General features: G+C 63.2%; 21 protein-coding genes and 4 tRNA genes. 11 read left to right on the top strand and 14 right to left on the bottom strand.

Annotated elements, in window-relative coordinates:
• The first annotated feature begins 5 nt into the window (after nt 1-5).
• Nucleotides 6-2,159, top strand: coding sequence for a mechanosensitive ion channel family protein (locus ACNFBR_RS05035; RefSeq protein WP_416733915.1), 2,154 nt, complete (start codon nt 6-8; stop codon nt 2,157-2,159).
• 88 nt (nt 2,160-2,247) lie between these two features.
• Here the strand turns inward: ACNFBR_RS05035 and ACNFBR_RS05030 are convergent, their stop codons facing one another.
• Nucleotides 2,248-2,961: a UTRA domain-containing protein gene (locus tag ACNFBR_RS05030; protein ID WP_416733914.1), complete on the bottom strand. Its 714-nt coding sequence runs from the start codon at nt 2,959-2,961 to the stop codon at nt 2,248-2,250.
• A 328-nt stretch (nt 2,962-3,289) separates the two neighbouring features.
• Here ACNFBR_RS05030 and ACNFBR_RS05025 point away from each other — a divergent pair, with 328 nt between their 5' ends.
• From ACNFBR_RS05025 to ACNFBR_RS05000, 6 genes are all read left to right on the top strand, one after another.
• Nucleotides 3,290-4,348 carry an ABC transporter substrate-binding protein gene (locus ACNFBR_RS05025; RefSeq protein WP_416733913.1) on the top strand — a complete coding sequence of 353 codons (1,059 nt, stop codon included), beginning with the start codon at nt 3,290-3,292 and terminating at the stop codon, nt 4,346-4,348.
• A 117-nt stretch (nt 4,349-4,465) separates the two neighbouring features.
• Nucleotides 4,466-5,272, top strand: coding sequence for an alkaline phosphatase family protein (locus tag ACNFBR_RS05020; protein ID WP_416733912.1), 807 nt, complete (start codon nt 4,466-4,468; stop codon nt 5,270-5,272).
• The gene (locus ACNFBR_RS05015; RefSeq protein WP_416733911.1) at nt 5,269-6,108 is read left to right on the top strand and encodes an ABC transporter permease; all 840 of its coding nucleotides are present in this window, start codon (nt 5,269-5,271) and stop codon (nt 6,106-6,108) included. Before ACNFBR_RS05020 ends, ACNFBR_RS05015 begins: the two co-directional genes overlap by 4 nt.
• Nucleotides 6,098-6,892: an ABC transporter permease gene (locus ACNFBR_RS05010; RefSeq protein WP_416733910.1), complete on the top strand. Its 795-nt coding sequence runs from the start codon at nt 6,098-6,100 to the stop codon at nt 6,890-6,892. Before ACNFBR_RS05015 ends, ACNFBR_RS05010 begins: the two co-directional genes overlap by 11 nt.
• 1 nt (nt 6,893) lies before the next feature.
• A complete protein-coding gene (locus tag ACNFBR_RS05005; RefSeq protein WP_416733909.1) occupies nt 6,894-7,883 on the top strand; it encodes an ABC transporter ATP-binding protein in 990 nt (329 codons plus the stop codon).
• A 14-nt stretch (nt 7,884-7,897) separates the two neighbouring features.
• Nucleotides 7,898-8,551, top strand: a complete 654-nt coding sequence (locus ACNFBR_RS05000) for an HAD family hydrolase (protein WP_416733908.1) — start codon at nt 7,898-7,900, stop codon at nt 8,549-8,551.
• Nucleotides 8,552-8,662: 111 nt separating this feature from the next.
• Here the strand turns inward: ACNFBR_RS05000 and ACNFBR_RS04995 are convergent, their stop codons facing one another.
• Nucleotides 8,663-9,625, bottom strand: a complete 963-nt coding sequence (locus ACNFBR_RS04995; protein ID WP_416733907.1) for an NAD(P)H-quinone oxidoreductase — start codon at nt 9,623-9,625, stop codon at nt 8,663-8,665.
• A 140-nt stretch (nt 9,626-9,765) separates the two neighbouring features.
• On the opposite strand from ACNFBR_RS04995, the gene ACNFBR_RS04990 reads away from it, so the two are divergent.
• A complete protein-coding gene (locus ACNFBR_RS04990; protein ID WP_416733906.1) occupies nt 9,766-11,847 on the top strand; it encodes a carboxy terminal-processing peptidase in 2,082 nt (693 codons plus the stop codon).
• A gap of 118 nt (nt 11,848-11,965) precedes the next feature.
• Entirely contained in the window at nt 11,966-12,895 is a 930-nt protein-coding gene (locus ACNFBR_RS04985; RefSeq protein WP_416733905.1) for an EAL domain-containing protein, read from the top strand.
• 130 nt (nt 12,896-13,025) lie between these two features.
• On the opposite strand, the gene ACNFBR_RS04980 is transcribed toward ACNFBR_RS04985, so the two are convergent.
• The 8 genes from ACNFBR_RS04980 to ACNFBR_RS04945 all read right to left on the bottom strand — a co-directional run bounded on the left by ACNFBR_RS04980 (nt 13,026) and on the right by ACNFBR_RS04945 (nt 24,037).
• Entirely contained in the window at nt 13,026-13,394 is a 369-nt protein-coding gene (locus ACNFBR_RS04980) for a hypothetical protein (protein WP_003252539.1), read from the bottom strand.
• Entirely contained in the window at nt 13,391-13,729 is a 339-nt protein-coding gene (locus ACNFBR_RS04975) for a helix-turn-helix domain-containing protein (RefSeq protein WP_416733904.1), read from the bottom strand. Before ACNFBR_RS04975 ends, ACNFBR_RS04980 begins: the two co-directional genes overlap by 4 nt.
• A gap of 117 nt (nt 13,730-13,846) precedes the next feature.
• Complete coding sequence (locus ACNFBR_RS04970; protein ID WP_416733903.1) at nt 13,847-14,287, bottom strand: YkvA family protein; 441 nt, start codon at nt 14,285-14,287, stop codon at nt 13,847-13,849.
• 287 nt (nt 14,288-14,574) lie between these two features.
• On the bottom strand, nt 14,575-15,327 hold the full coding sequence (locus ACNFBR_RS04965; protein ID WP_416733902.1) for an FKBP-type peptidyl-prolyl cis-trans isomerase: 753 nt from the start codon (nt 15,325-15,327) through the stop codon (nt 14,575-14,577).
• Nucleotides 15,328-15,556: 229 nt separating this feature from the next.
• Nucleotides 15,557-16,489 carry a pca operon transcription factor PcaQ gene (gene pcaQ, locus ACNFBR_RS04960; RefSeq protein WP_416733901.1) on the bottom strand — a complete coding sequence of 311 codons (933 nt, stop codon included), beginning with the start codon at nt 16,487-16,489 and terminating at the stop codon, nt 15,557-15,559.
• A gap of 334 nt (nt 16,490-16,823) precedes the next feature.
• On the bottom strand, nt 16,824-17,177 hold the full coding sequence (gene nirD, locus ACNFBR_RS04955) for a nitrite reductase small subunit NirD (RefSeq protein ID WP_416733900.1): 354 nt from the start codon (nt 17,175-17,177) through the stop codon (nt 16,824-16,826).
• On the bottom strand, nt 17,177-19,729 hold the full coding sequence (nirB, locus tag ACNFBR_RS04950; RefSeq protein WP_416733899.1) for a nitrite reductase large subunit NirB: 2,553 nt from the start codon (nt 19,727-19,729) through the stop codon (nt 17,177-17,179). The genes nirD and nirB overlap by 1 nt, the downstream gene beginning before the upstream one ends.
• Nucleotides 19,730-20,020: 291 nt before the next feature.
• Nucleotides 20,021-24,037 carry a molybdopterin-dependent oxidoreductase gene (locus ACNFBR_RS04945; protein WP_416733898.1) on the bottom strand — a complete coding sequence of 1,339 codons (4,017 nt, stop codon included), beginning with the start codon at nt 24,035-24,037 and terminating at the stop codon, nt 20,021-20,023.
• A gap of 394 nt (nt 24,038-24,431) precedes the next feature.
• Here ACNFBR_RS04945 and map point away from each other — a divergent pair, with 394 nt between their 5' ends.
• Nucleotides 24,432-25,229 carry a type I methionyl aminopeptidase gene (gene map, locus ACNFBR_RS04940; protein ID WP_416733897.1) on the top strand — a complete coding sequence of 266 codons (798 nt, stop codon included), beginning with the start codon at nt 24,432-24,434 and terminating at the stop codon, nt 25,227-25,229.
• Between the two features lie 81 nt (nt 25,230-25,310).
• Here map and ACNFBR_RS04935 read toward each other — a convergent pair.
• The 4 genes from ACNFBR_RS04935 to ACNFBR_RS04920 all read right to left on the bottom strand — a co-directional run bounded on the left by ACNFBR_RS04935 (nt 25,311) and on the right by ACNFBR_RS04920 (nt 25,812).
• A tRNA-Asp gene (locus tag ACNFBR_RS04935) sits at nt 25,311-25,387 on the bottom strand.
• A 13-nt stretch (nt 25,388-25,400) separates the two neighbouring features.
• Nucleotides 25,401-25,476 (bottom strand) — tRNA-Val (locus ACNFBR_RS04930).
• A 170-nt stretch (nt 25,477-25,646) separates the two neighbouring features.
• A tRNA-Asp gene (locus tag ACNFBR_RS04925) sits at nt 25,647-25,723 on the bottom strand.
• A gap of 13 nt (nt 25,724-25,736) precedes the next feature.
• Nucleotides 25,737-25,812: transfer RNA gene (locus ACNFBR_RS04920), tRNA-Val, on the bottom strand.
• Between the two features lie 216 nt (nt 25,813-26,028).
• Here ACNFBR_RS04920 and rdgC point away from each other — a divergent pair.
• Entirely contained in the window at nt 26,029-26,949 is a 921-nt protein-coding gene (gene rdgC, locus ACNFBR_RS04915) for a recombination-associated protein RdgC (protein WP_416733896.1), read from the top strand.
• Nucleotides 26,950-27,000: the final 51 nt, after the last annotated feature.

Genomic DNA, 27,000 nt, shown 5'->3' with positions numbered 1-27,000 from the left:
TGCCAGTGCCTGCCCTCCTGCGTTACCTGTTCCTGCTGCTGTTGCTGTTCATCACCCCGGTACAGGCGGCGGGCCTGCCCAGCCTGCTGGGCGGCAGTGCGCCCGCGCAACCGGAGGCCACCGAACCGCTGGGCAAATCGTTGGACGAGGTGATCAAGAACCTCGAAAACGACCAGCAGCGGGCGAAGCTGCTGGCCGACCTGAAAAAGCTGCGCGACGCCACCAAACAATCACAGCCCAGCGTCGAGCAGGGCGTGCTCGGCCTGATCGGCGGCGCCCTGCATGACTTTGAAAAGCAGTTCAGTGGTGATGCCAGCCCGTTCCATCGCTGGGCCGCGGAAATCGAACAAGCCCAGGCCGAGCTGAGCGAGCTGATGGTGCCGGTGCATCAGTGGCCGGCGATTCTGTTCGGTTTCGCTGCGGTGATCGCGGTGTGGAGCGTGCTGGCCTACGCCTTCAACTGGGTCGGCCACCGGGTCCGCCTGCGCTTTGGCCTGAGTGAAGAACTGCCACAGCACCCGCGCACCTGGGACCTGGTGCGTTTTGCCCTGCGCAAGCTCGGCCCATGGCTGGTGGCGCTGGTGTTCACTGTGTACCTGAGCTTCGTGCTGCCGCCATCGCTGGGCAAATCCCTGGCCATGGTGCTGGCCTACGCGCTGGTGGTCGGGACCTGCTTCTCGGCCATCTGCGTCATCGCCTTCTCGCTGCTGGACGGCCCACACCGCCACCGCGCCCTGCACATCCTGCGGCACCAGGCGTTCCGCCCGCTGTGGCTGATCGGTAGCTTCGCCGCATTTGGCGAGGCGATGAGCGACCCACGCATGCTAGTGGCCCTCGGTACCCACCTGGCCCACGCCCTGGCAACCCTGGCCAACGTGATCGCGGCGCTGTGCACCGGGCTGTTCATCCTGCGCTTTCGCCGCCCGATTGCCCACCTGATCCGCAACCAGCCCCTGTCGCGGCGCCTGACCCGACGCACCCTCAGCGACACCATCGAGATCCTTGGCAGCTTCTGGTTCATCCCGGCGCTGATCCTGGTGGCCATTTCGCTGTTCGCCACGTTCGTCTCCGCCGGCGATACCAGCACCGCCCTGCGCCAGTCGCTGATGTGCACCGTGCTGGTGGTGGTGTGCATGGTGCTCAACGGCCTGGTGCGCCGCCACGCCGCCAACCCCAAGCGGGCCAACAAGCGCCAGGCGGTGTACACCGAGCGCCTGCGCAACTTCGGCTACCTGCTGGTGCACCTGTTCATCTGGCTGGTGTTCATCGAACTGGGCCTGCGCGTGTGGGGCGTGTCGATGATCAGCTTCGCCGAAGGCGACGGCCACGATATCAGCCTGCGCCTGCTGGGCCTGGCCGGCACGCTGATCGTCGCCTGGCTGGTGTGGATCTTGGCCGACACCGCCGTACACCATGCCCTGGTGCGCTCGCGCCGGGGGCTGGCCAACGCCCGCGCGCAAACCATGATGCCGCTGATCCGCAACGTGATGTTCGTGATCATTTTCATCATTGCGGTGATCGTCGCCCTGGCCAACATGGGCATGAACGTCACCCCGCTGCTGGCCGGTGCCGGTGTGATTGGCCTGGCCATCGGCTTTGGCGCGCAGTCGCTGGTGGCCGACCTGATCACCGGGCTGTTCATCATTATCGAAGACTCGCTGGCCATCGACGACTACGTGGATGTCGGCGGGCATCTGGGTACGGTGGAAGGGTTGACCATTCGTACCGTGCGCCTGCGCGACATCGATGGCATCGTGCATACCATCCCGTTCAGCGAGATCAAGAGCATCAAGAACTACTCGCGGGAGTTCGGCTATGCGATCTTCCGCGTAGCGATCCCGCACAGCATGAACATCGACCAGGCGATCACCTTGATTCGCGAAGTGGGGCAGAAGCTGCGCAATGATCCGCTGATGCGCCGCAACATCTGGTCGCCGCTGGAGCTGCAGGGCGTTGAAAGCTTCGAGTCGGGGTCGGCGATCTTGCGGGCACGCTTCAAGACCGCGCCGATCAAGCAATGGGAAGTGTCGCGGGCATTCAACCTGGCGCTCAAGCGGCAACTGGATGAGGCGGGGTTGGACCTGGCGACGCCGCGGCTGTCGGTGCAGGTGGTGACGGCCGGTGGCGGCGGGGCAACAGAGGCGAATTCCTCCAGTTAGGGCCTCTTCGCGGGCTCGCCCGCTCCCACAGGGTCATCACAGGTGCTGTACCTGTGGGAGCGGGCGAGCCCGCGAAGAAGCCAACACCTTATCCGGCCTGGGCGCGGATGCGGATGGCATCATGCCGCCAGTACTCCAGGTCACAGTCGATCAGGTGCCCATGCTGGTCGCTGTTGACCCGAGTGATGTGCAACCCCGGGCTACCCACGGATACCTTCAACGCCCCCGCAGCCGCCACCGGTAACGCCGTCGGCAAAATTTCAAAGCACACCTGCCCATACTCGATGCCATACACCCGCCCATAAATCTCGGTCAGCGACTGCGCCAGCTCCTGTTCGAGAATACCCGGAAAATAACGGGGGTTCAGGTAGTGCTCGGCATACAGCACCGCCCGCCCGTCAATCCGTCGCAAGCGGCAGATACGTACCACGCTGGACAACGCTGGCAACTGCAAACGCGCACAGATGGCCGCCGAAGCCGGCTGCAACCGTGACGACAGCAGTTCGGTACTGGCCACCCGTCCCTGGTCGCGCACCATGGCATGGAAGTGGCTGCGCTCGATCAGGTCGTAGGTCAACCGCTCGGGCGCGACGAACCAGCCGCGGCGCTCCTCGCGGTAGATCAAGCCCTGGGCTTCCAGTTGCGCCAGTGCCTCGCGCAGGGTGATGCGCGTGGTGTCGAACACTTCGCTCAGCTTGCGCTCGGCCGGCAGCTTGCCCCCCGGCGCCAGCAGGCCGTGCTCGATCTGCTCCCGCAGGGCATGGCAGATGGCTGTTACCGCACGCGGTGGCATCGGCTGCATCAAAGGTTACCTATCTGGACTAGTCCAGCCCCAGAACAGGGCACTTGGAGAATAGTGCAAGCCTAGGCAGGGCTGATGAACATCCTGTGACAAGGCCGCGCCCGGAACACTGCCAGAATCGGGCCAGCCCAACAAAACCGGGGGTTCGTCATGGTCTACGCTGTAGTGTCAGGCGCCCTCGGCCACCTGCACGGGCCCTTCCCTACATCAAACTGTCACGCAAGCGGCCTACCTTGGCTCAAGGTTTGCTGACCTAGACCAAAGGTTCCAGGCAACGGCTTCACTCATAACAACGATCGGTAAAAGGCACCCACCCAAGGAGCTACGGATGAAAAAGTTGTTCATGGCGTCACTGCTCGGTTCGGCCATCGCGTTCTGCACCTCGGCCATGGCCGCGGACCTCAAGGCCCTTGAGGATGCCGCCCGCAAGGAAGGCACTGTCAACAGTGTGGGCATGCCCGATGCCTGGGCCAACTGGAAAGGCACCTGGGAAGACCTGGCCAGCAAGTACGGCCTCAAGCACAGCGACACCGACATGAGCTCGGCCCAGGAAATCGCCAAGTTCGAAGCCGAGAAGGACAATGCCAGCGCCGACATCGGCGACGTGGGCGCCGCCTTCGGCCCGATCGCGGTGAGCAAGGGCGTCAGCCAGCCGTACAAGCCAAGCACCTGGGACCAGGTGCCGGAGTGGGCCAAGGACAAGGATGGCCACTGGGCACTGGCCTATACCGGCACCATCGCCTTCATCATCAACAAAGACCTGGTCAAGGAAGGTGAACGCCCGACTTCCTGGCATGACCTGGAAAAAGGCAAGTACAAGGTCGCCATCGGCGACGTCGGCACCGCCGCCCAGGCCGCCAACGGCGTGCTGGCCGCGGCCATTGCCTACAAGGGCGACGAGAGCAACGTGGCGCCGGGCCTGCAGCTGTTCACCAAGCTGGCCCAACAGAAGCGCCTGTCGCTGGCCAACCCGACTATCCAGACCTTGGAAAAGGGCGAAGTGGAAGTTGGCGTGGTGTGGGACTTCAACGGCCTGAGCTACCGTGAACAGATCGACCCCAAACGTTTTGAAGTGCTGATCCCATCGGATGGTTCGGTGATTTCCGGCTACACCACGGTCATCAACAAGTACGCCAAGCACCCCAATGCGGCCAAGCTGACCCGTGAATACATTTTCAGTGACGCCGGGCAGATCAACCTGGCCAAAGGGCATGCGCGGCCGATCCGTGCCGAGCACCTGAAGCTGCCAGCGGATGTGCAGGCCAAGCTGCTGCCTAACGAGCAGTACGGTGCTGCCCAGCCGATCAAGAATGCCGAGGCCTGGGAAGCCACCTCGAAGAAACTGCCGCAGATGTGGCAGGAGCAAGTGATCATCGAGATGGAGTAAAGGGCTAGCTCTGCTAGCCCCTGATCCGGCCCTTTCGCGGGCACGCCCGCTCCCACAAAACCTGTGGGAGCGGGCGTGCCCGCGAAGAAGCCAACGCGGTTCAAGACTGGAGCAATCATGCAACACAACGTCATCCTGGTCCTGCTAGACGGCCTCAACTATCAGGTCGCCCACCACGCCATGGGCCACCTGCACGCCTATGTCGAGGCCGACCGCGCCGCCCTATACCGCATGGAATGCGAGCTGCCGTCGCTGTCGCGGCCGCTGTACGAATGCATCCTCACCGGCGTGCCGCCGATCGACAGCGGCATCGTGCACAACAACATCAACCGCCTGTCCAACCAACGCAGTGTGTTCCACTACGCCCGCGAGGCCAACCTGGGCACTGCGGCGGCGGCCTATCACTGGATGAGCGAGCTGTACAACCGCTCGCCCTTCGATCCCCAGCGCGACCGCCACACCCATGCGCCCAAACTGCCGATCCAGCATGGGCTGTTCTACTGGGACGACCGTTACCCCGATTCGCACCTGCTGGCCGATGGCGAGTACCTGCGCCGCCGTCACGCCCCCAACTTCCTGCTGGTGCACCCGATGAGCGTTGACGACATCGGCCATCGCCACGGCCTGGACAGCAGCCAATACCGCAACGCCGCGCGCAGCGTCGACATCCTGCTGGCCGACTACCTGCCAGCCTGGCTCGAAGAGGGCTACCAGGTATTGGTGACCGCCGACCATGGCATGAACAACGACCGCTCGCACAACGGCCTGCTGGCCGAGGAGCGCGAAGTCCCGCTGTTCGTGTTCGGTGACGCTTTCAGCCTGGACCCGGCGGCCAAACCGCTGCAGACCGAGCTGTGCGGCACCATCTGCGAGCTGCTGGGTGCCGCGCACGACAAAACGGTTTGCCGGGAGCTGCTCAAGTGAATGGCGGCGCCCGTGGCCGCTACCTGGCCCTGCTCTGCCTGCTGCCGTTCGCCGTGTTCTTCGTCATCTTCCAGGTCGCCCCGCTGGCCTGGGTGGCGATCAACAGCCTGCAATCGGACGCTGGCTGGGGCATCGACAACTTCAGCAAGGTATTCGCCTCGAAGTTCTACCTGCAGGCCTTGCAACGCAGCCTGGAAATCAGCTTCTGGTCGAGCCTGTTCGGCATCATCATCGCCACCCTCGGCGCGTATTCGCTACGCCAGGTGGACTCGAAACTGCGCGACTTCGTCAGCGCCTTCGCCAACATGACCAGCAACTTCGCCGGGGTGCCGCTGGCCTTCGCCTTCATCATCCTGCTCGGTTTCAACGGTGCGCTGACCCTGCTGCTGAAGCAGGTCGGCCTGCTGGAAGACTTCAGCATCTATTCCAAAAGCGGGCTGATCCTGGTGTACACCTACTTCCAGATCCCGCTGGGCGTACTGCTGCTGTACCCCGCCTTCGACGCCTTGCGTGAAGACTGGCGCGAGTCGGCTGCGCTGCTGGGCGCCAACCACTGGCAGTATTGGCGGCTCATCGGCCTGCCGGTGCTGACCCCGGCGCTGCTGGGCACCTTCGTCATCCTGCTGGCCAACGCCCTCGGTGCCTACGCCACCGTGTACGCACTCACCACCGGCAACTTCAACGTACTGCCGATCCGCATCGCTGGCCTGGTCGCCGGCGACATCAGCCTCGACCCGAACCTGGCCAGCGCCCTGGCGATGGTGCTGGTGGGGCTGATGACGCTGGTCACGGTGGTGCATCAATGGCTGCTGAAAAGGAGCTACCATGCGCGCTGACACCCGTTCTGGCGGTTGGTACCACCGCGGCGTGGTCTACCTGCTGTTCTTGATCCTGCTGCTGCCACTGGCCGGCACCCTGCTCTATTCGCTGGCCACCAGCTGGTCGGCCAGCCTGCTGCCTAGCGGCCTGACCCTGAAGTGGTATGCGGCGCTGTGGAGCGAGCCGCGCTTCCTGGCGGCCTTCGGCCAGTCGCTGCTGGTGTGCGTGGGTGCACTGCTGCTGTCGGTGGTGCTGATCTTGCCGCTGCTGTTCGTGGTGCATTACCACTTTCCGCGTCTCGACGCGCTGATGAACATCCTCATCCTGCTGCCCTTCGCGGTACCGCCAGTGGTGTCGTCGGTGGGGCTGCTGCAGCTGTATGGCAGCGGGCCGATGGCCATGGTCGGCACACCGTGGATCCTGATCGGCTGCTACTTCACCATCGCCCTGCCCTTCATGTACCGGGCCATCACCAACAACCTGCAAGCCATCAACCTGCGCGACCTGATGGACGCCGCCCAACTGCTCGGTGCCAGCACTTGGCAGGCAGCGCTGCTGGTGGTGCTGCCAAACCTGCGCAAGGGCCTGATGGTGGCGTTGCTGCTGTCGTTCTCGTTCCTGTTCGGCGAGTTCGTGTTCGCCAACCTGCTGGTGGGCACCCGCTACGAGACCCTGCAGGTGTACCTGAACAACATGCGCAACAGCAGCGGCCACTTCAACAGCGCACTGGTGATCTCCTACTTCGCCTTCGTGCTGATACTGACCTGGGTCGCCAACCGCCTGAACAAGGACAAGACCTGACATGAGCTTCGTCAGCGTACAGAAACTGCAGAAAAGCTACGCCGGCAGCCCGGTGTTCGAGAACATCGACTGCCACATCGAACGCGGCGAGTTCGTCACCCTGCTCGGCCCGTCCGGCTGCGGCAAGTCCACCCTGCTGCGCTGCATCGCCGGGCTGACCCCGGTGGACAGCGGGCAGATCCTTGTCGACGGCCACGACATCGTGCCGCTAAGCCCGCAAAAGCGTGGCATCGGCATGGTGTTCCAGAGCTACGCGCTGTTCCCCAACATGACCGTGGAGCAGAACGTTGCCTTTGGCCTGCGTATGCAGAAGGTCAAGGCCGACGAAAGCCAGCTGCGGGTTCGCGAGGCCCTGGAGCTGGTGGAACTGGGCAAGTTCGCCGGGCGCTACCCGCACCAGTTGTCTGGCGGCCAGTGCCAGCGTGTGGCCCTGGCCCGTTCGCTGGTCACTCGACCGCGCTTGCTGCTGCTAGACGAGCCGCTGTCGGCGCTGGATGCGCGAATCCGCAAGCACCTGCGCGAACAGATTCGCGCCATCCAGCGCGAGCTGGGGCTGACCACCATCTTCGTCACCCACGACCAGGAGGAGGCCCTGACCCTGTCCGACCGCATCTTCCTGATGAACCAGGGGCGCATCGTCCAGAGTGGCGATGCCGAAACCCTCTATACAGCGCCGGTGGACCTGTTTGCCGCCGGCTTCATCGGCAACTACAACCTGCTCGACGCCGACAGCGCCAGCCGCCTGCTGCAACGCCCGGTAGCCAACCGTCTGGCGATCCGCCCGGAGTCCATCACCTTGGGCGTGCACGGCGAGCTGGATGCCGAGGTGCGCAGCCACAGCTTGCTGGGCAACGTGATTCGCTACCGGGTGCGGGTGCGCGAGGTGGAGCTGGTGGTCGATGTACTCAACCGCTCGCCGGCCGACCTGCACGCAGACGGAAAACGAGTAAGCTTGTCGATCGACCCCACGGCGCTGCGGGAAGTGGCCTAAGGAGATTCAACACAATGGCATTGGCAATTTTCGATCTGGACGAAACCCTGATCCACGGCGACTGCGCGTCGCTGTGGAGCGAGCAGATGGCCCGGTTGGGCTGGGTCGACGGCAAGGATTTCCTGCGCCGCGACCATGAACTGATGGAAGCCTACGGCAAAGGCCACCTGCAGATGGAGGACTACATGGCCTTCAGCCTGGAGCCGATTGCCGGGCGCACCCTGGAGGAAGTCGAGCACCTGGTGGAGCCGTGGGTCGAAGACGTGATCGAACCGATCATCTACGGCGACGCCTGCCGCTGCATTGCCGAACACCGCAAGCGTGGCGATCGCATTCTGATCATTTCCGCTTCGGGGACGCACCTGGTAGGGCCGATTGCCGCGCGGCTGGGGGTGGACGAGTACCTGGCGATCGAGCTGGAGGCGGTGAACGGGGTGTATACCGGCAGGACCCATGGGGTGCTGACGTACCGTGAGGGCAAGATCACCCGGTTGCTGGAGTGGTTGGACCAGGAGCAAGAGAATTTGGAAGGGGCGAGTTTCTATTCCGATTCGCGCAATGACCTGCCGTTGCTGCTGAAGGTGGACCATCCGCATGTGGTGAACCCCGATGCGGTGCTGCGCGAGCATGCCCAGACCAATGGCTGGCCGATTCTGAGCTGGAGCTGAAGATTTGTGTGGGCCTCTTCGCGGGCACGCCCGCTCCCACAGGCCCCACAGCTCTTGAATGTGTGGTGATTCCTGTGGGAGCGGGCGTGCCCGCGAAAGGGCCTGGCCTGCTTACACCAGGCTAGGGTCGATCACCATCACCAGCTTGCCCGACACCTGGTTGGTCTCAAGCTCGGCATACGCCGCCTGGGCGAACGCCACGGGGTAGGTATCGACCAGCTGCGGCGACAAGCGCCCTTCGGCAAACAGCGGCCACACCTGCTGATGCAACTCGCGCAGCAGTTCCGCCTTGAAGCCGTCATCACGGTTGCGCAGGGTGGACCCGGTAATCTCCAGGCGCTTGCCCAGCACCTGGGCCAGATCCAGCTCAAACTTGCGCCCGCCCATCAGGCCGATGATCACCCAACGCCCATCACGGGCCAGCAGCTTGAGGTTGAGCTCACCATAGGTAGCACCCACCGGGTCGAGAATCACGTCGAACGGGCCGAAACCTTCCAGCTCATCCAGGTTCTCGTTACGCACCACACCACCGGCTGCCCCCAGCGCTTGGCAATAAGCCAGGCGGTCCTGCGAACCGACGCTGACCCATACCGGGCTACCAAAGGCCTTGCACAGCTGGATAGCCGCCGAACCAACGCCACTGGCGCCCGCGTGCACCAACACCTTTTCGCCCGCTTTCACAGCACCGAGCTGGAAGATGTTCAGCCAGGCGGTGGCATACACCTCCGGCAATGCGGCTGCTTCATGCAGGCTAAGGCCCTCGGGCACCGGCAGCACGTGGCGGGCATCGACCACCACTTCCTCGGCCATGGCGCCGCTGGCCAGCAACGCACAAACGCGGTCGCCCACACGCCAATCGGCACCAGCGCCCACCTCTTCAACCACCCCGGCACACTCCAGGCCCATGTATGGGCTGGCACCGGGCGGTGGCGGATACAAACCTTTCATCTGCAGCAGATCGGCGCGATTCAGCCCCGCTGCGGCCACGCGAATGCGCACTTGGCCCGCGTCACAGGCCGGGCGTTCGGCCTCGACCCACTCCACATGTCCGTCAACGCCTTGCAATGCCTTCACAGTGCCTCCATAGTTGAATCATGACTGGGCCTGGGGAACGCACACCCCAGGCTTTTTGCAGTATTTGCCCGGTTCCATGGAACCGGCAACGGAAAAGACGGCCTACTATGCGTGATCAATTGCCTCCACGTCGAATCAGCATGAAGCATTTCCTTCCAAGCACCGCCCTCGCTGTCATGATCGGCCTGGGCAGCCTCACGCTCGGCGGCAATGCGGCGGCCGCCAACAAGTGGGACAGCCTGCAACCGGACCGTGACGAGATCGTCGCCAGCCTCAACGTGGTGGAATTGCTCAAGCGCCATCACTACAGCAAGCCACCGCTGGACGATGCCCGCTCGGTCATCATCTACGACAGCTACATCAAATTGCTGGACCCGGCGCGCAGCTACTTCACCGCGGCCGACATCGCCGAGTTCGACAAGTGGAAAACGCAGTTCGACGATTTCCTCAAGAGCGGTAACCTGGACCCGGGCTTCACCATCTACAAACGCTACCTCGACCGCGTCAAGCAACGCCTGGACTTCGCCCTGGCCGAGCTGAACAAAGGCGTGGACAAGATCGACTTCACCACCCAGGAAACCTTACTGATCGACCGCAAGGACGCGCCGTGGATGAAGGACCAGGCCGAGCTCGACGACCTGTGGCGCAAACGCGTGAAGGACGAGGTGCTGCGCCAGAAGATCGCCGGCAAGGAACCCAAGCAGATCCAGGAAACCCTGACCAAGCGCTACAAAAACCAGCTGGCGCGCCTGGATCAGACCCGTGCCGAAGATATCTTCCAGGCCTACATCAACACCTTCGCCCAGTCCTACGACCCGCATACCAACTACCTGTCGCCGGACAACGCCGAAAACTTCGACATCAACATGAGCCTGTCGCTCGAAGGCATCGGCGCGGTGCTGCAAAGCGACAACGACCAGGTCAAGATCGTGCGCCTGGTACCGGCAGGCCCGGCCGCCAAGACCAAGCAGGTAGCCCCGGCCGACAAGATCATCGGCGTGGCCCAGGGCAACAAGGAAATGGTCGACGTGGTCGGCTGGCGCCTGGACGAAGTGGTCAAGCTGATCCGCGGCCCGAAAGGCTCGGTGGTGCGCCTGGAAATCATCCCGGCCAGCAACGCGCCTAGCGACCAGACCAGCAAGATCGTGTCGATCACCCGCGAAGCGGTGAAGCTTGAAGAGCAGGCAGCGAAAAAATCGGTGCTCAAGCTCAAGCAGGACGGGCGCGACTACAAACTGGGCATCATCGAGATCCCGGCCTTCTACCTCGACTTCAAGGCTTACCGTGCCGGTGACCCGGAGTACAAGAGCACCACGCGTGACGTGAAGAAGCTGCTCACCGAACTGCAGAAAGAAAAAGTCGACGGCGTGGTCATCGACCTGCGCAACAACGGCGGCGGTTCGCTACAAGAAGCCACCGAGCTGACCAGCCTGTTCATCGAGAAAGGTCCGACCGTGCTGGTGCGCAACAGCGACGGCCGCGTCGACGTGCTGGAAGACGAAAACCCGGGTGCCTTCTACAAAGGCCCGCTGGCACTGCTGGTGAACCGCCTGTCGGCCTCGGCCTCGGAGATTTTCGCGGGTGCCATGCAGGACTACCACCGCGCGCTGATCATCGGTGGCCAAACCTTCGGCAAAGGCACCGTGCAGACCATTCAGCCGCTCAACCATGGCGAGCTCAAGCTGACCCTGGCCAAGTTCTACCGGGTTTCCGGGCAGAGCACCCAGCACCAGGGCGTGCTGCCGGACATCGACTACCCATCGATCATCGATACCAAGGAAATCGGCGAGAGCGCCCTGCCCGAGGCCATGCCATGGGACACCATCCGCCCGGTGGTCAAGCCTGCGGCCGACCCGTTCAAGCCGTTCCTGGCCCAGCTCAAGGCACAGCATGAGGCGCGCAGCGACAAGGATGCCGAGTTCACCTACATCCGCGACCGCCTGGCCCTGACGCAGAAGCTGATGAACGAGAAAACCGTCAGCCTCAACGAACAACAACGCCGTGCGCGCCACGATGAGATCGAGGCCAAGCAACTGGCGCTGGAGAACATTCGCCGCAAGGCCAAGGGTGAAGAACCGCTGAAAGAGCTGAAGAAAGAGGACGAAGACGCGCTGCCGACCGAAGATGAAAACACCAAGCCGGAAGACGACGCCTACCTGTCGGAAACCGGTCGCATCCTGATCGACTACCTCAGTGCCAGCACCAAGGTAGCCAAGAAGTAAGGCACCGCAGCAATGATGGCAGATTAATACGACCTGTCATCAAACAGTCATCGCGCTGTCGTGAAATACGGGGGCCGGGCATGTAGATGCCCGGCCCTTTCATTTTCAGGATTACCTCATGACCGTTGCCGAACAGCTCAGTGCCTTGAGCGCCATCCTGGCTCAACGCAGTATTCACAGTCTGTTCCAACCGATCATGTGCCTGAGTGAGCAACGGGTGTTCGGCCATGAAGCGCTGAGCCGCGGCCCGTCCAACAGCCCGCTGCACGCGCCGCTGAACCTGTTTACCATTGCCCGCCAGGCCGGTCGCCTGACCGAGCTGGAAGCCGCCTGCAGGGAAAGCGCCTGCCGACGCTTCAGTGAACAGCAACTGCAGGGCAAACTGTTTCTCAACATCTCGCCCGAATCGCTGCTGGAGCCACACTACCCCTCTGGCCTGACCCTGAAGCTGCTCGAACAGGTCGGGCTGCCGCCCAGCCGGGTGGTGATCGAGTTAACCGAGCACACCCCCACCGACGACTTCCAGCTGCTGTCCAATGCCCTGCACCATTACCGTGCCATGGGCTTCTCGATTGCCATCGACGATTTGGGCGCGGGGTATTCCAGCCTGCGCCTGTGGTCGGAGCTGCGGCCCGAATACGTGAAGATCGACCGGCATTTCATCGACGGTATCCACCGCGACCCGCTCAAGCGCGAGTTCGTTGGTTCGATTTTGCAGATTGCGCGGGCGTCGAAGGCGCAGGTGATTGCCGAAGGTATCGAGCTGGCGCAAGAACTGGCGGTGCTGAGGGAGATGGGTGTGGACCTGGTACAGGGCTACCTGCTGGGAAGGCCACAGGAACAGGGGGTTTGCGAGGTACCGCCGCTGATGAGCATACCGCCGGCCGAGCAACCAACAGTGCGGTTGAATGTCACGATCGGGCAGTTGCTGGAGCTGTTTGGCCGGCACCAGCACCTGGAGGCATTGCAGGTGGTGGATGCCGATGGCAGGGGTTGTGGGTTGATCCACAGGGATGCACTGCCTGCCCCAGCACTGCACGGATCTTGACCCTTGCGCCGCGTCCTGTAGGAGCAGCCTTGTGCTGCGAAGAGGCCATTACAGCCACAGTTACCCATTGCTCTTGCCGGCCCTTTCGCAGCACAAGGCTGCTCCTACAAGCTGGCGCTGTGCAGTTCGATCAAGCTGTTTCGGGATAGCTGTACTCGAACACCCGAACCACCTCGGATGCATGCCAGGACGCTGCCTCCATGCCATCGACCGGCCCGGTGAACCGCCCCAACCGCTCGACACACTCGAAGAAACCCGTGCGCGGCAACCGGCTGGCGCCCTGGCTGATCACCAACGAACTGCGCAGTGGCTGCTCGGCACGGGCATCCAGCACCGCCAGGTACTCCAGCGCGGCGGTCAGTGTCTGCATGGCCGGGCTGGGCAGTTGCAAGCGCTCGATCAGCGCTCGGTACGTCAGCAAGTGACGTTGACGACGGGCCAGGTCTAGCTCGCCCAGCAGGTTATCCCAGTGCTGACGGCTGATCCTGACCTGGCTCATGATGGCTCGCTCCAGCCAGCCACCCCCAAATGCCAGGCCAGGGCACGACGGATGGCAGCATCCGGCTGGCGCTCGCCCGATTCGATCATGGCCAGGTACGCCGGGCTCACCCCGACATTGCGCGCCAACTGCTCAGGGGCAATGCCCTTGCCTTGGCGAATCCGGGCTACTTCGCTGAAGGCCGGCAATGGTGCACTGGCAGCGACGCCCTGTGCTTCATGGGCAACCACCTCGGCGGGTGCCTGCCCTGCAGCCTTGAGCAACGCCTGGTATTGCTCCCAGGGAACGACGGCATACTCGGGCTGACCGTCCCGGCTGATGACCTGAATACCCATTACAAACCCCTTTAAAAAGGATTACAGCATGTAATCCGTAGGCATAACCCTTATGCCAATTATATTACCAACTCCGGGGTCTGTGCAGTCGAGGTGCAGTGGAGGTTCAGGCCGCCCTCATGGCGTGTTGCGTTCCAGCTGCAGCGCTTGCGGGTTGGCCGGCAGGCGCTCGACCACACGCAGTCGCTCGGGCTTCTGGCTATCGCGCCAGGCCTTGAAACGCGCCAGCTCGTCGGCCACGGTTTTCAGTACCCAACCCAGCACCGCGATGTCATCGAGCAACCCCACCCCCAGCAGCCAGTCGGGGATGGCATCGATGGGGCTGACGAAGTACAGCAGGCCAGCCACGATGGTGACCAGTGCCCCTGGGCTGATGGCGCGGTACTCGCCACGCCACCAGGCCAGGCACAACGCCTGCAGCAGTTTTACATCTTCACGCAGTTGGCCGAGGCGCGGGCCTTTGCGCGCCACCGCGAACAGCAATGCCGGCAACCGACCGCGACTGAGCAGGCGCTCGGCCAAGGGCAGGAAGCGGGCGAAATTCCAGGGTGCGCTCATGGAGCCTCCGAGAAGAAAAGGTTATCCACATTTATTGTGGATAACCTTGTGAACAGGGCGAGTTTTCTGACCTCCGATGCCTGCCAGGCAAGGGTCCCGGTCAGATCGGGCGTTTTTTACACAGCCGTTTCACACCGCGTCTACTGACGTCGCAAACGATTTGCGGCAAAAACGCCCTGCTTCTTTACGCTGCACTTCCTCGGACAGTATCAGCTGTTACAGGTTCGTCCAACCGTACAAACGAAAACGCCCCGTCAATGCGGGGCGTTTTCGACAACCAGCCAATGTTACTTGGCAGGTGCTTCTGCGGGGGCTTCGGCTTCTGGCTCGCCACCTTGCAGCTGGGCCGGGTCCTTGATGGCGATCAGTTCCAGGTCGAACACCAGTACCGAGTTGGCCGGGATCAGCGGGCTTGGGCTTTGTGCGCCGTAGGCCAGTTCAGCCGGGATGAACAGCTTGTACTTCTCGCCGACATGCATCAGTTGCAGGCCTTCGACCCAGCCTGGGATCACGCCGCTGACCGGCAGGTCGATCGGGCTGCCACGCTCTACCGAGCTGTCGAATACCTTGCCGTCGATCAGCTTGCCTTCGTAGTGGACAGTGACCACGTCAGTCGGCTTGGGCTGCGGGCCGTCGGCCTTCTTCACCACTTCGTACTGCAGGCCCGAGGCCGTGGTGACCACGCCTGGCTTCTTGGCGTTTTCTTCGAGGAACTTCTTGCCGGCGGAGGCGGCTTCTTCGCTGGCCTTGGCCAGGCGCTCCTCGGCGCGCTTTTGCAATGCGGTGAAGGCTTCTACCAGCTCTTCGTCCTTGATGCGCTGTTCTTTCTTGCTGACAGCGTCCTCGATGCCGAGGGCGACTGCTTTCGAATCAAGGTCTTCCATGCCTTCCTGAGCCAGGCTCTTGCCCATGTTCAGGCCGATACCGTAGGAGGCTTTTTGCGCCGGAGTCTTCAGCTCGGGGCTGCTGGCCTGTTGATCACAGCCAGCCAGTACCAGGCCTACCAGGGCAACCGCAGCCGCCAAACGATGCTGTTTCATGCTATTTCCTTGTTCATGCGCCATGAGGGCAATCAGGGTAAAGCCGCGAGCTTAGCAGGCGGCCATGACCAATGGCTACCGGCATAGGAGCGGGTTTTAGTAAGGAAGTTCAGTAGTTAAACGCTTATTCATGCAAGTGTTTGCAGCCACTGGCCAGTATTGACCCGTTGTACCATTTTTGCCCGGTAACGCCTGGGATTTATTTCGCTGGATTCTGAAAAGCCCGTGTTCAGGGATACTTGCCCTCACGGTACTCCCCTGCCACCTCGCGCAGCACCTCGCACACCCACTGCCCCGGCAGGCTCTGCGGCAGGGCGGCATTGCGGCAGATACCCACCGAACCGCCTGGCTCGCGCACGCCCAGGTCGAGCTCGACCAGCTCGCCACGGCGCAGGTCCAGCAGCACCGCGTCGCGTGGCGCCACCCACAATCCATCACTGCCCAGCAGGTAGCGCCGGCTCAGGGCCAGCGACAAGGTTTCAAGGCGCTGCGCCGGCATCTGGATGCCGCATTGCACGAACAGGCTGTCGGCATGCTGGCGGATGGTGGTGCCCGCGGGTGGCAACACCAACGGGTAGCGCCCCACCAGGGCTCGCTCCACCGGCGTGCTGGCCAGCAGCGGGTGGCCGGGGCGTACCACCAGGCTCATCGACTCGCTGTACAGGTGCTCGAACGACAGGCCCTGGATCTGCGGGCTGTCGGTCATGCGCCCGACCACCAGCTCCAGTTCGCCCAGGTGCAATTGGCCGAGCAGCTGCGCACTGACCCCGGTGACCACACTGATCACCAGCGCCTCATGGCGCTGGTGCAGGCGGCACAGCACCTCGGGCATGAGCAGGCCCTCGACCGTGGACAGCACGCCAATACGCACCTGTGACGGCAAGCGCGCTTCGCTACGCAAGCTACTGACGCCATCGCGCAGGGCCTGCACGCTGGGCCCGGCATAACGCATGAAGCGCGTCCCGGCGGGGGTCAGCTCGACACCTTGGCGGCTGCGCGCGAACAGGCGCGTTTCCAGCAGGTCTTCGAGTTCCTTGAGGGTTTTGGAGATGGCCGGCTGGCTGATCGCAAGCACGTCGGCAGCCCTGGCCAGGCTGCCCTGCCGGGCAATCTCCAGGAAGCACAGCAGGTGGCGGTACTTGATGCGGGTGTCGAGGTTCATGCGGCAAGCTTAACGCATTGGCCGCGTTGTAACTGTCTTGGGATTTGTGCTGGGGCGCAGATCGAGCGCCGCCCGCGCGGCGCATCGCGAGCGAAGCTCGCTCCTACATCTGTTTCGGGCCAATTACGCCTGCGAGATTTGCGCGCGAACGCCTTGGCGCATGACTGGATATCGCGTCGAGCAAACAAGGCGGTCGCGCGCGCCTGTCACGGGCGATACTGGCCCGAAACAAATGTAGGAGCGAGCTTCGCTCGCGATGCGCCGCGCGGGCGGCGCTCGATCTCCCAAACGATGCAAATACGACGGCGTACGGCTTCCGGCCCCCCATAATTCTTCAGGCGACGGCCAATTCCACCACCTCACCGTTCAAGCGCACCGGCCACACCCGCAGTCGCTGCCCGGCATCCTCCAGGCATTCACCGCTCTGCAGACTGAAATGCTGCTTGTACAACGGCGCCGCGACCACCAGCTCGCCCTGCACACTGCCCACCAGCCCACGGCCGATGATGTTGGCGCCCGAGCGCGGGTCGCGGTTGCCCACTGCGTACAGCGGCTGCGCCTGCCCTGGCAGGTAGAACAGCGCCACCTGAACCCCGTCGAGCCACACCACCACCCCCGAGTCGGCCACCAGGTCTTGCGCCTGGCACACCGCCTGCCAGTTCTCTTGGGTTTTCACAGCAGCTTTCATTAGACAGCCTCCTCGGCAGTGGGGATCAGGTGCAGCGGCGCAGCAGGCCGACGTTGTTCGCGTTCGCGCACGAAGTGCACGTCCGGGTCGGCACGCCGGTCGTTGACGAAGGTGCGGAAGCGCTTGAGCTTCTCCGGGTCGTTGAGGGCGTTGGCCCATTCGCATTCGTACTGGTCGACCACATGCTGCATCTGCGCTTCCAGCTCGCAGGCCAGCCCCAGGCTGTCTTCGATGATCACCTGCTTCAGGTAATCCAGCCCACCTTCCAGGTTCTCGCGCCATACCGAGGTGCGCTGCAGCTTGTCGGCGGTGCGGATGTAGAACATCAGCACGCGGTCGATCAGGCGGACCAGGGTTTCATCATCAAGGTCGGTGGCAAACAGTTCGGCATGCCGTGGGCGCATGCCGCCGTTGCCGCACACGTACAGGTTCCAGCCCTTGTCGGTGGCGATCACGCCAATGTCCTTGCTCTGCGCCTCGGCGCATTCGCGGGTGCAGCCAGATACGGCGAACTTGAGCTTGTGAGGGCTGCGCAGGCCCTTGTAGCGGTCTTCCAGACGCAATGCCATGCCGACGCTGTCCTGCACGCCGTAACGGCACCAAGTACTGCCCACGCACGACTTCACCGTGCGGGTCGACTTGCCATAGGCGTGGCCGGTTTCGAAGCCGGCTTCGATCAGCTCGCCCCAAATCAGCGGAAGCTCATGCAGCTGGGCACCGAACAGGTCGATGCGCTGGCCGCCGGTGATCTTGGTGTACAAATCGTACTTCTTGGCCACCTGGCCGATGACGATGAGCTTGTCGGGGGTAATTTCACCACCCGGAATGCGCGGCACCACCGAGTAGGTGCCATTTTTTTGCATGTTGGCCATGAAGGTGTCGTTGGTGTCCTGCAGCGGCACCAGCGCCGGGTCCATGATCGGCTGGTTCCAGCACGAGGCCAGAATGTTGCCCACCGCCGGCTTGCAGATATCGCAACCAACGTGGCCTTTGCCGTGGCGTTCGAGCAATTCGCCGAAGGTGCGGATACCCTCAACCCGCACCAGCCCGTAAAGCTCCTGCCGGGTGTAGGCGAAGTGCTCGCACAGGCTCTTGTCCACCGCCACGCCGCGGGCGCTCAGCTCATGCTCGAACACCTGCTTGAGCAAGGCCGCGCAACCGCCGCAACCGCTGGCCGCCTTGGTGCAGCCCTTGACCGCCGCAAGGTCGCTGCAACCGCTGTCGATGGCCGCGCATACCGCGCCCTTGCTGACGTTGTGGCAGGAGCAGATGGTCGCGCTGTCGGGCAATGCGTCAGCACCCAAGGCGGGTGCGCCACCGCCTTGCGGCACTATCAGCGCCGCCGGGTCGGCCGGCAGGGCAATGCCGTTCTGGGCATACTGCAACAGGGTGTCGTAATAGCTGTTGTCGCCCACCAGCACCGCGCCGAGCACATGCTTGCCGCTGGCATCCACCACCAACCGCCGGTAGGCGCTGTTGGCCTCGTCGATGAAGCGGTAGCTGCGCGAGCCAGGGGTGGCGCCATGGGCATCGCCGATCGAGCCGACATCCACACCCAGCAACTTGAGCTTGGTCGACATGTCGGCGCCAGTGAACTCTACCGCCGCCTCCCCCATCAGCAACGCCGCCAGGTTGCGCGCCATGCTATAGCCAGGGGCGACCAGGCCGAACACGCTGCCGTTCCATGCAGCGCACTCGCCGATGGCAAAGATGCGCGAGTCGCTGCTGCGGCAGTGGTTGTCGATCACCACGCCGCCGCGTGCTGCGATCTCCAGGCCGCAGGCTCTGCCCAAGGCATCCTGTGGGCGGATACCGGCGGAGAACACGATCAGGTCGGCTTCCAGGTGCTCGCCGCCGTCGAAGTTCATGCGATAGCGGTAGCTTTCACCGTCGCTGATCGACTGAGTGGCACGTGACAGGTGCACACCCACACCCAGCGCTTCGATCTGCGCCTTGAGCGCGACGCCGCCCTCGCCGTCCAGCTGTACCGGCATCAAGCGTGGGGCGAATTCCACCACGTGGGCTTCCAGCCCCAGCGACTTGAGGGCGTTGGCCGCTTCCAGACCGAGCAGGCCACCGCCAACTACCACGCCGCGACGGGCACCGGCTGCGGCAGCGCGAATGCCATCAAGGTCGTCCAGGGTACGGTACACCAGCCGCGCATTGCCGCTGGAGCCTTCGATCGGAGGTACGAAGGGGTAGGACCCAGTGGCCAGCACCAGTTGGTCGTAGCCGTATCGGCCCTCGGCGGTGACCACCTCGCACCGTTCGCGGTCGATCTCCAGCACAGCCTCACCCAGGTGCAGGTGCACGCCGTTGGCGTTGTAGAAATCCTGTTCGCACAGGGCCAGGGTTTCGGCACAACTGCCACCGAAATATTCGGACAGGTGCACGCGGTCGTAGGCGCGTTGGCGTTCTTCGCCGAACACCCGTACCTCGAAGCGCTGCTGGGCGCCATGGCTGACCAGTTGTTCGACGCAATGGTGGCCGACCATGCCGTTGCCGACGATGACCAGTCGCTCTCGTTGCCCGCTGCTCACTGCTGCCTTCATAAGCCGATCCTCGATCAAAAAAAAAGCGCCTGGAGCCGAAGCTCCAGGCGCCTTTGCCTGTATTCATCACGGTAGGGGCCCGGGTTGATCGCCGTTGATCAGCGGGGCTTGTTGTATTGGAGATAAAGCAGGGACTGTGCCAATTGCTTTACCTTTGCCGGCCTCTTCGCAGCACAAGGCTGCTCCTACAGGTATCGCGCTCACCTGTAGGAGCAGCCTTGTGCTGCGAAGAGGCCGGCACAGGCGATCAAAACGCACAAGCGGGGTGCACAGCAGCCCATCCCGGTGCACTCAGTAGACATCGCGCCGATACCGCTTGGCCTTGTTCAGTGCGTCGACATAGGCATCCGCATCCACCTTCCCATGCACGGCAATGACTTCACGTAACGCTGCATCCACATCCTTGGCCATGCGCTGGGCATCACCGCACACATAGAAGTAAGCACCCGCCTCCAGCCACTGCCACAACTGCGCCCCCTGTTCGAGCATGCGCTGCTGCACATAAATCTTCTCTACCTGGTCGCGCGAGAATGCCGTGTCCAGCCGCAGGTGCCCCGCTGCCTGCCAGGCCTGCAGTTGTTCCCGGTAATAGAAGTCGGTTGCCGCGTACTGCTCGCCAAAGAACAGCCAGTTGCCGCCTTTCGCCCCCCGCGCCTCTCGTTCTTCGAGGAAGGCGCGAAACGGCGCAATACCCGTACCAGGGCCAACCATGATTACCGGCACGTTGTCGTCCTCGGGCAGGCGAAAGTGCTTCGACGCCTGCGGAAAAATAGCCACTTTGAGCGCCTGCGCACGGTCGGCTAGAAAGCTTGAACACACACCTTTACGTTCGCCATAACGCACCGTGGAAACAGTCAGGTGCACCTGCTGCGGGTGCGCCAGCGGACTGGAGCTGATCGAGTAGAGCCGCGGTTGCAACGGCTTGAGCAGCTCCAGCCAGCTGCCCAATGGCAACTGCTGGGGGAAGGCGTGCAGTACATCGACCAACTGCCGCCCCCACAACCAGTCCTGCAGCTCGGCCTTGCACTCGGGTTGCAGCAGGCGCCGCAGTTCGGGCGCATTGCCAGCAAATGCCTGCAGTTGCGGCCCAGTGACCTTGGCAATTTCCAAATGCGCTTGCAGGGCTTCGGCCAGCGGCATGGCGGGCTGGCCTTTCAGCTCGACCATGGCCTGGCCATCGAGCTGCATCAGCGTCAGCAGCTCTTCCACCAGGGCCGGGCAGTTGCGCGACCACACGCCCAGGGCATCACCGGCGGCGTAGGTGAAGCCGCTACCGCTCAGGTCGAAGACCAGCTGGCGGGTTTCCTTGCTGGCACCAGGGCCATTGAGCAGGCGGTTTTCCAGCAAGGTGGCAGCCCAGGGATGCTGCTTGCTGTAGGCCGCCACAGGTGCAGGCTCACTGGCCGGTAGTGGTGCCGGGTTACTGCCCAGCGTGGCAAGCAACGCGTCGAGCCAGCCAGCGAAGGCTTCATCAAAATCCGGCTCGCAGTCCACCCGTTGCAGCAGGCGCCGCGCACCTAGCTCGGCCAGACGCTGGTCGAGCTTGCGGCCAAAACCGCAGAACTGGTCGTAACTGGAATCGCCCAGGGCCAACACGGCATAGGGCAGCTCGGCGCACTGGGCGCCCTCCTCGCCCTGCAACGCCTGCCAGAACGCCGACGCGCTATCGGGTGCATCGCCATCGCCAAAGGTGCTGGCAATCAACACCACACTGGCAGCGCCCTGCAACTGGCTTGGGCTGACTGCCTCCAGGCAGCTGAGTTGCACGTTCAAACCGGCACCGCGCAAACGCTCGGCACAGCGTTCGGCCAGCAGCTCGCCGTTACCCGTCTGCGAGGCCCACAGCACCTGGTGCCGTGGCGCTGCCAGGGCCGCAATGGGCGTGGGCGCAGGCTGGGCGAACAGCCCGGCCAGCAAGCCATCGACGAATAGCCGGCGGTTGACAGCCAGCGGCGCACTGGCCGGCAGACAGGGCACGCCCTCGGTGGGAGCTTGGCCCAAGCCCAGCAAGAAACCTTGCAGGTAGTGGCGCTCTTCCTCGGCCAGCACCGGGGCCGGCAGGGTGTCCAGGCCAAGCAGTCGGGACAGGGTGGCAGTCGGCATACGGATAGGCTCCGGCGTGGCAGTGTTCAGATCGAGGGCGTCGATGCGCTCGCCGGCGACCCGCTCCAGGGCCACGGCGCAGTGTTTGAAGGCAGGCTGCAGCGACAGCGGGTCAACCGCATCGCAGGTCACGGCATTGATTGCCAACTGTTCGCCAATCAGGTCGTTCCAGTGAAACGGTGCAAAGCAGTTGCCCGGCATGACACGGTCACTGATGCGCGCCGGCAGCACGGCTTGACCACGTCGCGAGCGAATGGCCACTTGGTCCTTTTCAGCCACGCCCAGCCGGGCAGCATCTTCGGGATGGATCTCGACAAAGGGACCGGGCTCCAGCTTGTTCAGCGCCGGTACCTTGCCGGTCTTGGTCAGGGTGTGCCATTGATGCTGCACACGGCCGGTATTGAGCACCATGGGGTAGTCGTCATCCGGCAACTCCGGTGCCGGCAGCCAGGGCCGGGCAAAGAAGCGTGCCTTGCCGCTGGCGGTCGGGAAGACCAGTGCCGGCCGCCCTCCCTGGGCATCCAGCAGTAGCGCCTGGCTGCTGCCGTCGTTGAGGTAACGCAAGGGGCTGCGATCGTTGCTGCGGCCTGGGGCGCTGGGCCATTGATGCGGTTGCTGGCGCAGCGCTGGGTAACCGATGCCGCGCAAATCGTAGCCGGTTGCGGGGTTATGAAAGCGGCGGATTTCCTCGTATACCGCTTCGGCATCGGGGTATTCGAAGGCGTCGGCGTAGCCCATGGCACAGGCCACGCGGGCAATGATCTGCCAGTCGGGCAGGCTTTGCCCCGGCGGTTCGACGGCGCGCGCCATCAGCGTCAAGTTGCGCTCGCTGTTGATCATCACCCCCTCGCCTTCGGCCCATAGCGCGGCCGGCAGCAGGATGTCGGCGTAGCGGTTGGTTTCGGTGTCGAGGAAGGCGTCCTGGGTAATCACCAGTTCGGCCTGGCGCAGGCCGTCGATCACTTGCTGGCGGTTGGCGACACTGGCCACCGGGTTGCTGCAAATGACCCAGCAGGCTTTCACTTCACCGGTCTTCATCTGCTCGAACAGCGCCACAGTGCCCTCACCGCCTTCAGTGCGCAGGCTGCCCGGCGCCAGTTGCCACTGCTGCTCGACAAAGGCGCGGTCGGTTGCCACCAACGCTGAGCGCTGGCCTGGCAGGCCGGGCCCCATGTAGCCCATCTCGCGTCCGCCCATGGCATTGGGCTGGCCGGTCAGCGAGAACGGGCCGCTACCGGGGCGGCAGATGGCGCCTGTGGCAAGGTGCAGGTTGCAGATGGCGTTGCTGTGCCAGGTGCCATGGACGCTCTGGTTCAGGCCCATGGTCCAGCAGCTCATCCAGTTGCTGGCGCTGCCAATCCAGTCGGCGGCCTTGATGATATCGGCCACGGCCAGCCCGGTGATGGCGGCTACGCGCTCGGGGGTGTAGTCGTCGAGCAAGGGCGGCAGTTCGTCCCAGCCTTCGGTGTGGCGGGCGATGAAGTCGGGGTTGGTGTGGCCGTTGCGCTGCAGCAAATGCAACAGGCCGTTGAGCAAGGCCATGTCGCTGCCGGGGCGTACCTGCAGGAACAGGTCAGCTTTGTCGGCGGTGGCGCTGCGCCGTGGGTCGACCACGATCAGCCTGGCCCCGGCCTTGACCCGGTCCAGCAGGCGCAGGAACAGGATGGGGTGGCAGTCAGCCATGTTGGCGCCGATGACCAGGAATACATCGGCATGCTCGAAGTCCTGGTAGCTGCCAGGTGGGCCGTCGGCACCAAGCGACAGCTTGTAGCCACTGCCGGCACTGGCCATGCACAAGCGCGAGTTGGACTCGATGTGGCGGGTACGGATAAAGCCCTTGGCCAGCTTGTTGGCAAGGTACTGGGCTTCCAGCGACATCTGCCCGGACACGTACAGCGCGACGGCGTCCGGGCCGTGCTGGTCGATGATGCCGCGCAGGCGCATGGCGGTGTCGGTGATGGCCTGGTCCATGCTGGTACGCACCGGCGGCTGGCTGCGTTGCTGGCGCACATAGGCATCGGCCATGCGCCCGGCTGCGCTCAACGGCAGGTGTGCGGTGAGGCCTTTGGTGCACAGGCGACCGAAGTTGCTGGGGTGCTGCTTGTCGCCGCTGATCTTGCCGACCTTGCCATCGGCAACGCTCATGACGATGCCGCAGCCCACGCCACAGTAGGGGCAGACGCTGCGTACTTCGCTGTTGGCCATGGGCGGGCTCCTGTGGGAAACGCAAAAGGCGCCGGCTGCCCTGGCTTGCTGGAGCAAGCGGGGCAACACGGCGCCTTTGTCGTGAGGTTTTGTGGGCTGTCGACGTTGATAGCCCGGGATGCAGGTGAATCAGCAATTAATGGGCCAGCTGCACTGGTCCTATCGCCGGCAAGCCAGCGCCCACAGGTACAGCGCAACCCTTCCGGTCGGCGCCTTGCCTGTAGGAGCAGCCTTGTGCTGCGAAGAGGCCATTACAGCCAAAGAGGGTCTCCAGCCATACCGACCTCTTCGCAGCACAAGGCTGCTCCTACAGATTCCGCGCATGCCTTAGAGGCGACGCACCATACGGTGGCAACCCCGCCGCTACAGGCGCTATGCTGGGGCACATTCCAGCATGAGCAACTGCCCTCCCCCTATGTCTCAGGTGATCCTCAAGACCCCCGCCCAACTCGACCTGATGCGCCGCGCCGGCCAGCTGCTGGCCCAGGTGTTCGCCGACCTCGACAGCTTTATCCGCCCTGGTGTCACCACCATGCAGATCAACGACCGCGCCGAGGCGTTCATCGTAGATACGCTGAAAGCGCGGCCAGCGAGCAAAGGCCAGTACGGCTTCCCCTACTCGCTCAATACCTCGGTGGACCACGTGGTGTGCCACGGCATACCCAAGGTCGATGAAGTGCTCAAGGAAGGCTCGATCATCAACGTCGACATCACCCTGGAACAGGGTGGCTACATTGCCGATTCGTCGAAGATGTACGGCATCGGAACCATCAGCGATGAAGCTCGGCGGCTGGTCGACACCACCTACGACGCACTGTGGAAAGGCATCGAGCAGGTGCGCCCTGGGGCAACGCTGGGCGATATCGGCCATGCCGTGCAGGCCCATGCCGAGGCTGCAGGGTATAGCGTGGTGCGCGAGTACTGCGGGCACGGCATTGGCCAGCAGATGCATGAAGGGCCCGAGGTGCTGCACATCGGCCAGCGCGGCATGGGCATGAAGCTCAAGCCGGGCATGGTGTTTACCATCGAGCCGATGATCAACCAGGGTGGGCGTGGCACGCGCGAACTGAAGGATGGCTGGACGGTGATTACCCGCGACCACAGCCTGTCGGCACAGTGGGAACATACCGTAGCGGTGACCGAAGAGGGCTTTGAAGTGCTGACGTTGCGCGAAGAAGAGCGCCGACACTGAAACAGCAGGCACAAAAAAAGCGACCCTAAGGTCGCTTTCTTTGTTACTTCCGGGTGTTCAGTGGGCCCTGGAAGTGGAATATGGCGCAGCGGACGGGACTCGAACCCGCGACCCCCGGCGTGACAGGCCGGTATTCTAACCGACTGAACTACCGCTGCGCTATACATCGAGTGGTGGGTGATGACGGGATCGAACCGCCGACCCTCTGCTTGTAAGGCAGATGCTCTCCCGGCTGAGCTAATCACCCATGTCTCTCGGTGTGGCGCGCATTCTACGGGCGACTTTGCGCTCTGGCAAGCACTTATCGAAGTTTTTTCAAAATTAGATCAAACAGCAAAATGCAGGCACAAAAAAAGCGACCCTAAGGTCGCTTTCTCTGTTACTTCCGGGTGTTCAGTGGGCCCTGGAAGTGGAATATGGCGCAGCGGACGGGACTCGAACCCGCGACCCCCGGCGTGACAGGCCGGTATTCTAACCGACTGAACTACCGCTGCGCTATACATCGAGTGGTGGGTGATGACGGGATCGAACCGCCGACCCTCTGCTTGTAAGGCAGATGCTCTCCCGGCTGAGCTAATCACCCTTCGTCTCGGTGTGGCGCGCATTCTACGGACGGCCCTGCACCCTGGCAAGCACTTTTTTAACTTTTCTCAAAAAAAAACTTAGCCCTTTCAAAGACCTAGCGTTGCCGGGCATTTCTTTTGCGCATTGATCACTGCTGGCCCTGTGACAGGGCTGGCCTCAGATCTGCGCACGGAGAATAATGCCCGCCTTATGCATTAAGGAGAGATTGCCCCTCATGTGGTTCAAGAACCTGCTGACCTACCGCCTGACCCAGGAAGTTCCGTTCGAGCCTGAAGCGCTGGAAGCCGCCCTGGCCAGCAAGCCGGCCCGCCCTTGCGCCAGCCAGGAGCTGACCACCTATGGTTTCGTCGCGCCGTTCGGCAAAGGCGAAGACGCTCCCCTGGTGCATGTCAGCGGCGAGTACCTGCTGATTGCCGCACGCAAGGAAGAACGCATCCTGCCGAGCAGCGTGGTCAACGACGCGGTCAAGGAAAAGGTCGAAGAGATCGAGACCGAGCAAATGCGCAAGGTCTATAAAAAGGAACGCGACCAGATCAAGGACGAAATCATCCAGGCCTTCCTGCCGCGCGCGTTCATCCGCCGCTCGATGATCTTCGCCGCCATCGCCCCACGCCTGGGCGTTATCCTGGTCAACTCAGCCAGCGCCAAGCGTGCCGAAGACCTGTTGTCGACCCTGCGTGAAGTCATGGGCTCGCTGCCCGTACGCCCGGCCACGGTGAAGATTGCGCCAACCGCCACCATGACCGACTGGGTCAAGTCGCAGCAAGCCGCCGAAGGCTTCTACGTGCTGGACGAATGCGAGCTGCGTGACACCGCCGAAGACGGCGGTATCGTGCGCTGCAAGCGCCAGGACCTGACCGGTGAGGAAATCCAGCTGCACCTGAGCACTGGCAAGGTAGTGACCCAGCTGGCCCTGGCCTGGCAGGACAAGCTGTCGTTCATTCTCGACGACAAGATGGTCATCAAGCGCCTGAAGTTCGAAGAGCTGCTGCAGGAGCAGGCCGAGCAGGACGGTGGCGACGAGGCTGCGCAGCAATTCGACGCCAGCTTCCAGCTGATGATGATGACCTTTGCCGAGTTCCTGCCGGTGCTGTTCGAAGCGCTGGGTGGGGAAGAGATTCCGCAAGGGGTCTGATGTGTTTTGAAATGCCGGTGCTGGCCTGAAAGTGATGTTTCGCCAGTACCG

This window comes from Pseudomonas sp. NY11955 (assembly GCF_048068035.1).
In the GTDB taxonomy this organism is placed as follows: domain Bacteria; phylum Pseudomonadota; class Gammaproteobacteria; order Pseudomonadales; family Pseudomonadaceae; genus Aquipseudomonas.
This window is presented reverse-complemented; position numbering and strand designations above follow the sequence as displayed.